Origin of the sequence: Mesorhizobium sp. M7A.F.Ca.CA.001.10.2.1 (genome assembly GCF_003998575.1) — a bacterium.
Taxonomy (GTDB): domain Bacteria; phylum Pseudomonadota; class Alphaproteobacteria; order Rhizobiales; family Rhizobiaceae; genus Mesorhizobium.
Map to the genome: position 1 here is coordinate 1 of NZ_RZQY01000200.1, position 9202 is coordinate 9202.

Annotated in this window: 7 protein-coding genes; 1 reads left to right on the forward strand and 6 read right to left on the reverse strand. The window is 62.3% G+C overall.

Annotation, left to right across the window (positions count from 1 at the left end; translation table 11 throughout):
* Window positions 1-3 precede the first annotated feature (3 nt).
* The 5 genes from mltG to fabD all read right to left on the reverse strand — a co-directional run bounded on the left by mltG (window position 4) and on the right by fabD (window position 4837).
* A complete protein-coding gene (mltG, locus tag EN964_RS14985; RefSeq protein WP_127276491.1) occupies window positions 4-1254 on the reverse strand; it encodes an endolytic transglycosylase MltG in 1251 nt (416 codons plus the stop codon).
* 102 nt (window positions 1255-1356) lie between these two features.
* Window positions 1357-2619: a beta-ketoacyl-ACP synthase II gene (gene fabF, locus EN964_RS14990; protein ID WP_127273339.1), complete on the reverse strand. Its 1263-nt coding sequence runs from the start codon at window positions 2617-2619 to the stop codon at window positions 1357-1359.
* 34 nt (window positions 2620-2653) lie between these two features.
* On the reverse strand, window positions 2654-2890 hold the full coding sequence (locus EN964_RS14995; RefSeq protein WP_006203723.1) for an acyl carrier protein: 237 nt from the start codon (window positions 2888-2890) through the stop codon (window positions 2654-2656).
* 210 nt (window positions 2891-3100) lie between these two features.
* Window positions 3101-3838: a 3-oxoacyl-[acyl-carrier-protein] reductase gene (gene fabG / locus EN964_RS15000; RefSeq protein WP_127271122.1), complete on the reverse strand. Its 738-nt coding sequence runs from the start codon at window positions 3836-3838 to the stop codon at window positions 3101-3103.
* Window positions 3839-3895: 57 nt separating this feature from the next.
* Window positions 3896-4837, reverse strand: a complete 942-nt coding sequence (gene fabD / locus EN964_RS15005) for an ACP S-malonyltransferase (protein WP_127272742.1) — start codon at window positions 4835-4837, stop codon at window positions 3896-3898.
* Window positions 4838-5088: 251 nt separating this feature from the next.
* Between fabD and EN964_RS15010 the strand changes: the two genes are divergently transcribed.
* Window positions 5089-7047 (forward strand): LTA synthase family protein, encoded by a 1959-nt coding sequence (locus EN964_RS15010; RefSeq protein WP_127276493.1) that lies wholly within the window; start codon window positions 5089-5091, stop codon window positions 7045-7047.
* A 41-nt stretch (window positions 7048-7088) separates the two neighbouring features.
* Here the strand turns inward: EN964_RS15010 and EN964_RS15015 are convergent, their stop codons facing one another.
* Window positions 7089-8747: a pilus assembly protein gene (locus tag EN964_RS15015; protein ID WP_127269336.1), complete on the reverse strand. Its 1659-nt coding sequence runs from the start codon at window positions 8745-8747 to the stop codon at window positions 7089-7091.
* Window positions 8748-9202: the final 455 nt, after the last annotated feature.

Here is a 9202-nt window from a genome sequence, read left to right on the forward strand (position 1 = left end):
CATTTACTGGGCAGCGCCCCCGTCACCGCCGCTGTCGCCGGCACCGTCAGCCGGCCCACTGCCAGCGGGTTTGACGGCATTGCTGTCGCCGGTGCCAGTCGTCTTGGCGGCTTTGGCGGCATCATCGGCCTGCTTCTTCAGCAACGCGCGATAGCGGGCGACGTTCTCGTTGTGCTCGTCCAGCGTCGCGGCAAAAACGTGCCCGCCGGTGCCGTCGGCAACGAAATAGAGGTCGGCGGTCTTCGACGGATTGGCCACCGCCTCCAGCGCTGCACGACCCGGATTGGCGATCGGCGTCGGCGGCAAGCCATTGATCACATAGGTGTTGTAGGGCGTCTGTTTCTGGATGTCCGACTGGTAGATCGGCCGGTCCGCCGGCTTTCCCTTGCCGCCGAACAGCCCGTAGATGATGGTCGGATCGGATTGCAGGCGCATGCCCTTGGCAAGCCGGTTCAGGAAGACGGCGGCAACTCGCGAACGCTCGTCACCCTTGCCCGTCTCCTTCTCGACGATCGAGGCCAGCGTGACGAACTCCTCGACGTTGGCCAGCGGCAGGTCAGGCGCGCGCCGCTGCCAGACATCGTCGACCAGCTTCTTCTGATCCGCCAGCAGCTTATCGACCATCTGCTGGCGTGTCGCTCCGCGCGTGAAGCGCAGCGTGTCGGTGGCGAGGCTGCCCTCCGGCGGCGTGGTTGCCGGCATGTCGCCGCTCAAGGCATTCTCCTCGGCGATGCGCTGCAATGCCTGGTCGACCGTCAGTCCTTCAGGAATGGTCAGCGAATACATCACCGACTTGCCGCTCTTCAGAAGCTCCATGATATCGCGCATGGATGCCCTGGGCTTGATCTCGTACTCGCCGGCTTTCAGCGCGGAATCATTGCCGAAGGCCCGCACGCCAAGGCGGAATACCCGGGCGTCGCTGATCAACCCGCGGCGTTCGAGCTGGTCGGCGATATCCTGGACGCCGGTGCTCGGCTTGACCAGGAAGGTGTCGCCATTGGCCGAAGGTCCGGGTTCGGTGAATTCCTGCTTGCCGAAATAGACCGCGACGCCGGCCGCCAGAACCACCAGCATCACCGAGGAGATGACGAAGTTCATGAAAACGACGACCTGGCTGCGTGACGCACGCGAGCGCTTCGGCGGCGGCGTGCCAGCCTCCGGCCGCAACGCTTCGCTGGCCGTTTTCGGCACGATCGGGCCGGATGTCGGCGGCCGTTGCCCGAATTCTCCGTTGCCTGCCGGATTTGTGTTCATTTCGCCCTACCGTTTGATCGCCCAACGAATCCCCAGCGGCAGAGTAGGGGCGAATATGGCAAAATTGACGGCACGCCGAAGCGCCGCCCGGCAGCCGGACGATCAGCCATTGTAGCGCTGGAAGACCAGCGACGCGTTGGTCCCGCCAAAGCCGAAGGAATTGGACAGCGCCACGTCGATCTGGCGGGCACGCGGCTTGTTCGGCACCAGGTCGATCGCGGTTTCGCGTTCCGGGTTGTCGAGGTTGATGGTCGGCGGCGCGACATTGTCCCTGATGGCAAGGATCGAGAAGATCGCTTCGGCGGCACCCGCCGCCCCAAGCAGATGGCCGATCGACGACTTGGTCGACGACATCGAAATCTTCGATGCGGCATTGCCGACAAGCCGCTCGACCGCGCCGAGCTCGATCGTGTCGGCCATGGTCGAGGTGCCGTGCGCGTTGATGTAGTCGACATCGGCCGGCGTCAACTTGGCCCGGTTCAGTGCCGCCGTCATGCAACGGAAGGCGCCATCGCCATCCTCGGCGGGCGCGGTGATGTGATGCGCGTCGCCGGTGAGACCATAACCCGTCACCTCGGCATAGATCTTGGCGCCGCGCGCCCTGGCATGTTCGAGCTCCTCGAGCACGACAACGCCGGCGCCCTCGCCCATGACGAAGCCGTCGCGGTCGCGATCATAGGGTCGCGACGCCGTTTGCGGCGAATCATTGCGTTCCGTCGACAGTGCCCGGCATGCGGCAAAGCCGGCGATCGACAGCCGCGTCACCGGCGCTTCGGCGCCACCGGCGACCATCACGTCGGCATCGCCCCACATGATCAACCGGGCAGCATCGCCAATGGCGTGCGCGCCGGTCGAACAGGCCGTGACGACGGCATGGTTCGGGCCTTTCAGTCCGTGCCGGATCGAAACCTGCCCGGAGACGAGATTGATGATCTGGCCCGGGATGAAGAAAGGGCTGATGCGGCGCGGGCCGCGCTCCTTGAGGATCATCGCGTTCTCGGCGATGCCCTCGATGCCGCCGATGCCGGAGCCGATCAGGACGCCGGTGGCACACCGCTCTTCATGCGTCTTGGGTTCCCAGCCGGAATCCTTCAGCGCCTCGTCGGCGGCGGCAATCCCGTAAAGGATGAAGTCGCCGATCTTGCGCAGTTCCTTGGGCTCGAGCACGGCCTCGGGATTGAAGGTGGCATTGCTGCCGTCACCACGCGGAATGACGTGGGCGATCTTGCAGGCAAGATCCTCCACCTCGAACTCAGTGATGCGCTTGGCAGCGCTGCGGCCGGTCAGAAGTTCCTTCCAGCTGTGCTCGAAGCCCATGCCGAACGGCGACAGCAACCCAAGGCCCGTGACGACGACACGCCTCATCGCAGGTCCTCCCCGGTGATGACTGCGGAAAGCGTCAGGCCGAAGCCTTGTCGATGTACTTCACGGCATCGCCAACGGTCAGGATGGTCTCAGCCGCATCGTCGGGAATCTCGACGCCGAATTCTTCTTCGAACGCCATGACGAGTTCGACCGTGTCGAGGCTGTCGGCGCCCAGATCATCGATGAAGCTCGCCTGCTCCGTCACTTTGTCGGCATCGACGCCAAGGTGCTCGATGACGATCTTCTTGACGCGCTCTGCGGTGTCACTCATTTGGGCATCCTCGTCTTTTGTTTGTCTGTCTTCGTTAGCGGGCAGAATGCCGCTAATCAAGCTGAAAGATGGTCCTGCCGGAAACGCAACGACTACGGACCGGTTTTTGCCCGAACCGCCGGGTTGCGGGCCGCATTACACGAAAAATAGCTGAGGTCCAAGCCGAAATGGTCTCTTTTCACAACCCGCCGGCGTTGCTGCCGAACCTCGTCAAATCATAGCCATGCCGCCATTTACGTGGATGGTCTGGCCAGTGACGTAGGCGGCTTCGTTGGAGGCGAGATAAGCGACGGCGGACGCGACTTCAACGCTGGTGCCCATGCGCCGCGTCGGGATCGCCGCCATGATCGCCTCTTTCTGCTTGTCGTTGAGCTTGTCGGTCATCGCCGATTCGATGAAGCCCGGGGCGACGCAGTTGACGGTGATGTTGCGGGTGGCGATCTCCTGTGCCAGCGATTTGGAGAAGCCGATCATGCCGGCCTTTGAGGCGCAGTAATTGGTCTGGCCGGGATTGCCGGTGATGCCGACCACCGAGGTGATGTTGATGATGCGGCCATGGCGGCGGCGCATCATCGGGTGGGTGAGTTCGCGGGTCAGCCTGAACACGGCGGTCAGGTTGACCTCGAGCACGCTGTCCCAGTCGGCATCCGACATGCGCACGAACAGGCCGTCCTTGGTGATGCCGGCGTTGTTGACCAGGATGTCGACGCCTTCGAGATCGGCTTCGGCTTTCTGGCCGAGCGCCTTGACCTCCTCACGGTTGGACAAATTGGCCGGGAACAGCTTGACCCGGTCGCCAAGCTCGCTAGCCAGCGCTTCCAGTTTCTCGACGCGGGTGCCATGCAGGCCGACGATCGCGCCCTGCGCATGCAACATCCTGGCGATCGCCTCGCCGATGCCGCCGGATGCGCCGGTGACGAGCGCCTTGCGGCCAGTCAATTCGAACATTTTTGTCTCCTGATTGAGAAGAGAACACCCTTTACAGGGATGGGATCAAATGACGCTTTATGCAAGCGCCGCCATGGCCGCCTCGACGTCAGCCGCGGTGCCGACCGACGCGGTGGCGACATCGCGGTTGATGCGCCGCGCCAATCCTGAAAGCACCTTGCCGGCGCCGATCTCGTAAAGCGTGGTGACGCCGTTTGCGCCGAACCATTCCACCGTCTCGCGCCAACGCACGCGGCCGGTTATCTGTTCGACCAGGCGGCGGGCGATCTCGTCTGGATCGCTGGTCGGGCTGACCGTAACATTGGAGAGGACGGGAACCACCGGCGCGTTCTTTGCCACGCCGGCCAGGGCTTCGCGCATGACGTTCGCGGCCGGCGCCATCAGCGCGGAATGGAAGGGCGCGGACACCTGCAGCATCAGCGCGCGTTTGGCGCCTTTCTCGGTGCACAGTTTCGCGGCCAGTTCGACCGCGGCCTTGGCGCCGGAGATGACCAGTTGGCCACCGCCATTGTCGTTGGCGATCTGGCAGACAGAGCCTTTGGCGGCTTCCGCGCAAGCGGCTTCGACATCGGCATGTTCCAATCCGATGATCGCCGCCATGGCGCCCTCGCCGGCCGGCACCGCCGCCTGCATGGCATTGCCGCGTATGCGCAGCAACCGGGCGGCATCGGCAACCGAAACGAAGCCGGCAGCGGCCAACGCCGAATATTCGCCCAGCGAATGACCGGCGACATAGGCGATCTTGCCTTTCAGCGAGAAGCCGCGCGATTCCAGCGCCCGGATCGCGGCCAGCGACACCGCCATCAGCGCCGGCTGCGCGTTGGCGGTCAGCGTCAACGTCTCTTCCGGCCCTTCCCAGATCAGCTCCGACAGATTTTCGCCGAGCGCATCGTCGACTTCCTGGAAGACCCTGCGCGCTTCGGGGAAGGCGTCGGCGAGATCCTTGCCCATGCCGACCGCCTGGCTGCCTTGTCCGGGAAAGGTGAATGCAACGGCCATGCGAGGGCTCCCAAGGGCTGGTTTTGCTTGCCTGAAGACGGTTTTTCTTGCCTGTGACGCATGGCGGGGCGCCAAGTCAACCCCGGTTCGACCCTGCCCGAGGGCAGCCTCGTCCGCCGAGTGCCTGTTGCGAAAGGGTTTTTGGCGATCACTCCTGATGAAAACCGCTCACGATTCGTTTGCTGGCTCTTCTTATTTCCGTTACAGGCGCTAGCTTTGCGTGACAATTCCATGACAATCGAGTGACGCGCTTGTCGCTGGGTGGGGAAGTTAAAGTGGCAAAGAGTTACAAACGCACCGGCAAGGCCGCGCCACAGTTCCTGGAAGACGACCCCTCCACCGGCTATCTGCCGGGCAGGAGATGGCCGGTCGTGCGCTATGGGCTGATCAGCCTGGCGATTGCCGCTATCCTGGTGTTTGCCATCGAACTGATCGTGCGCGGCGACTTTGCCGGAACCATCTCCTTCTTCCTGCAGCCGTTCAAGCCGGGCTGGACCACCATCGTCGTGTTTGCGCTGCTCCTGATCGGCTTCGATGCGGTGCTCGGCCGCAGCCACCAGAGCCTGATGATCGTCGCGCCGCTGACCTTGTCGCTTGCTTTCGTCGGTCACCAGAAGTCGCACTATCTCGGCGATCCGCTCTATCCGACCGATTTCCTCTATGCCCGCCAGATCTTCGCGCTGCTGCCGCTTTTGGTACGCGAACGGCCGATGACCGCGCTTGCCATGGTCGTCGGCATCGTCGCCGGCCTGTCGCTGCTCGTCTACGGCTGGCGGCTATGGCGCCGCAAGGTTCCCGCACTCAGCCGCAAGGGGCGCCTTGCGCGGCTGACGCTGGCAGTGCCGCTGCTCGCCTTCTTCGTTTCGATCATGGACTACGCCACCTTCTCCTGGACCAGGGATCGGCTGCAGATCATCCCGATCATGTGGGACCAGAAGGAAAACTATGCCTCCAACGGCTTTGCGCTGGCCTTTGCCCTCAACGTGCCGATGGCGCATGTCTCGGCGCCGCCGGGCTATTCCGACAAGGCGATCGCAGCGATAGCCAGGCCTGATGTGACCGCCTCGGTGCCGGCCGAGAAGCCGGACATCATCATCGTCATGAGCGAATCCTTCTGGGATCCGACCAAGTTGCCTGGCGTCACCATCACGCCAGATCCAATCCCCAATGTGCGGGCGCTGCGCTCGGGCTCGATGTTCTCGCCGGAGTTCGGCGGCATGACCGCCAATATCGAGTTCGAGGCGCTGACCGGCTTCTCCAACGCGTTCCTGCCGGCAGGCAGCATCCCCTATCAGCAATATGTGCGCACGCCGACGCCTTCGCTCGCGACCTTCCTGAAGAGCCAGGGTTACCGGGCGCGCGCCATCCATCCCGGCACCAACTGGTTCTGGAACCGTGGCGCGGTCTATGCCGATTTCGGCTTCAACGATTTCATGTCGGAAGAGACGCTGCCGCCAATGCAAAAGCGCGGGCCACTGGCATCGGATGCGGCGATGACCGACGAGATCATCAGCGAGGCCGACGCCAGCGACGAGCCGGTGTTCTTCTTTGCGGTCAGCCTGCAAAACCACGGTCCCTACGAGCCGAACCGCTATTACAATCCCACGCATAGGGTGCAGGCGCCGATCAGCCAGTGGGCGCGCGAATCGCTACTCAGCTACGCCGAGGGCTCAGCCGATGCCGATCGCGGCCTCGAACGCCTCGTCGAATGGGCCAAGAAACGCTCCCGCCCCACCGTAATCGCCTTCTTCGGCGACCATCTGCCGCCGCTGGGGCCGGTCTATGTCGAAACCGGCTTCCTCAAGGACAATGTCGCGCCGCGCAAGGAAGCGTCGCCCGAGGCTGCTCTCGAGCATCACGAGACGCCGCTGGTCATCTGGTCGAACCGCACCGGGCCGGCTGAGCAGATGGGTGCCGTCAGCCCAGCCTTCCTGCCCTATCATATCCTGAAAACGGCCGGAATCAGCCATCCCTACTACACCGGCTTCCTGGGCGAGATGAGCGAACGCTACCGTGTCGTCGACCGCAATCTTCTGCTGACGCCGGCTGGCGAAGCCACGCCCGATTGGGCGCGGCAGAAGGAGATCGATCCGGCGATCCGCGATTTCCGCCTGCTGCAGTACGATATGATGTTCGGCAAGCGTCAGGCAGCGCCTGACTTCTTCCCCGAAACGGTCGACAAGGACAAGGTTGTCGCCCATACGAGTTGAGCCCAACGATCCCTCAGGCTCGTCTGTGTCGGATCGCGCGTTCAGTTCGTCAATTGCAGCTTCGAGAACTTGTTGGCGATCTGCTGGAAAACGTCCGGCAATTTGGTCGGATCGTTGACTGCATAATAGCCGCTCGGATCAGAAGCGCAGGCGCTGTAAAGCGCGCGGTTGGCTGCGGTGTCGGATTGCAGCACCATGGTGTAGATTTGCACGCCCTCGTTCTTCAATTGCGTGCAGACGTTTTTGGTCCAGCCGTCGACATTGCGCGCAGCGGTCGTCTGGTTATCTGATCCGAAACGGCCGCCGGCCAGATAACCATATGATGTGTAGTCAGATTTCGTCGGCTGTTGGCTGGCGCCATAGACGACGTTCTCGCCGTCGGTGAGCAACAGCACGATCTTGCTGATGCCGGGCGTCTTCCACGGCGCCCCATCGGTGTAGGGCGCGGCGGGCGACAGCACCCGCATACCCCATGACAGGCCCTCGGAGACGTTGGTGCCCGAACCGTTCCACTCGGTCATCTGACTGGCAGCCTTGCGCAGCTTGTCGAAATCGTCGGTCAGGGGGACCACCGGGGTCGGACACGCACGGTTCGGACCGATAGTGATGGGAGAGCCGATCTCGGTTATGAGTTCCTTGGCGGGCGCAACATATTTGGCAATCTTTTCCCTGGCAGCCCTGTCATCGGGCGACAGAAGTTCGATGAGATTGCCGAGCAGGTTGCTGAGATCGATGCCCAGGATGTTGATGCCCGACTGGGCAAGCCTGGTTTTGTCGCTGACATCGTTGAGATAGGAGTTGTTGTAGTATTTATCCGAATTGCCATAGGAGCCAGACGGCTTTTGGGCGTCTTCGGGATCATCCGGCGCAAAGTACGGCACGAACAGCGTGTCGGGCTTGGCCGTGTCGGGTGGCGTGTCGGAGATATTGTAAGCGCCTGGCCGCGCCTCGACACAACCCTTCCATCCGGTGCCATTCCATCCGGCATCGGTCCATCCGGTCTTCTTGAGCTGTTTGAAAAGCGCCATGTGGTTCGGCCGCTTGCCGTCGATGACGGGAAAATTGACGCCGTTGGTTGAGGACTTGCCGTCCATGTCGATCCAGGACGGGTCGAAGCCGTCGCCATTGACGTTGACGGCGGTTACGAAAGGAACCAGCGAGGCGCGGATCTTGCGCGTCGGCGATTTCGCCGCTTCGAGCGTGTCGAGCAACGATTTTGTCGCCGTCCTCAGTGCCGTCATGCGCGCGCCGGCCATCGAGCCGGTGTTGTCCAGTACCAGCACGACTTCGAGCTGGTTGTTCGATTCGACCGCCGAGGCATCGACCACGATGTGCTTGCTGTCGCCGAACAGGAAGGCGAAGTTGAGATTGACGTCCGCCGAGGCAATCGCCTTTGTCTTGACGAAGTTGACGCCCTTATCGACAGTCAGCGTCGCCTGCGCATTGCCGAGTTCGCCATGACCGACGATGTTGGCCTGGAAATAGCGGTTGAAAGCGTCATTGCGGGTGATGTCGAGATCGCCAAGGTGCGAAGAAGCAAGATTTGCCGAATCAAGAGCGTTCTGCAGATTGCTCTTGGCTCGCATAAGGGTCGAGATATCGGTTGCGAAAGCGACTGCCGTCAGGATGACCGGCAAACCCAGTCCCAGCACAAGCGTGAAATTGCCGCTCTTCGAGCGCCAGAATTTGTTGAAAAGCATCCTTACCCCCGGAAATGCTTGCCGCTTTTGCGCGGTTGTCCGGGCTTTTGCGCCTTCGATGATGAATCGACCGTTGATGGCCAGGCTTCAACTCCACACAACCTGCTGGTGTGGTTAAGACGTGGTTGCCGGAAACCACAACTCCGACCGTTGCTGCTCCCCGATCATCGGCTATGACACACGGGAATGCCGCTTGCGCTTGCTTTGCGGCCGGATTGCTGTATAGACGCCCGCAATCTGCCGGTCCTTGCTGGGGGCTGAACGGAGGGCCGGAGGTTTTTCAGAACCTTCGTGTGAAGCCGGAAGTGCTTCCGCCTCCCGTGTCTCCGCTCTCGACCGTCTCGTCATGCTCCTTTCTTCCCCCTGCCCCTTCGAGGGTTTGCGGGTCAGAGAAGTTGCAGAGGCTTTTGCCGCCGGGAACCGGGAGAGAAACGAAGAAAGGCATAGGACATAAT

What these genes read in the sequence shown, in the direction of transcription:
- fabF (WP_127273339.1), bottom strand. Translation starts at nt 2,619, where the DNA reads ATGAGGCGTGTCGTCGTCACGGGCCTTGGGTTGCTGTCGCCGTTCGGC.
- fabD (WP_127272742.1), bottom strand. Translation starts at nt 4,837, where the DNA reads ATGGCCGTTGCATTCACCTTTCCCGGACAAGGCAGCCAGGCGGTCGGC.
- EN964_RS14995 (WP_006203723.1), bottom strand. Translation starts at nt 2,890, where the DNA reads ATGAGTGACACCGCAGAGCGCGTCAAGAAGATCGTCATCGAGCACCTT.
- EN964_RS15015 (WP_127269336.1), bottom strand. Translation starts at nt 8,747, where the DNA reads ATGCTTTTCAACAAATTCTGGCGCTCGAAGAGCGGCAATTTCACGCTT.
- fabG (WP_127271122.1), bottom strand. Translation starts at nt 3,838, where the DNA reads ATGTTCGAATTGACTGGCCGCAAGGCGCTCGTCACCGGCGCATCCGGC.
- mltG (WP_127276491.1), bottom strand. Translation starts at nt 1,254, where the DNA reads ATGAACACAAATCCGGCAGGCAACGGAGAATTCGGGCAACGGCCGCCG.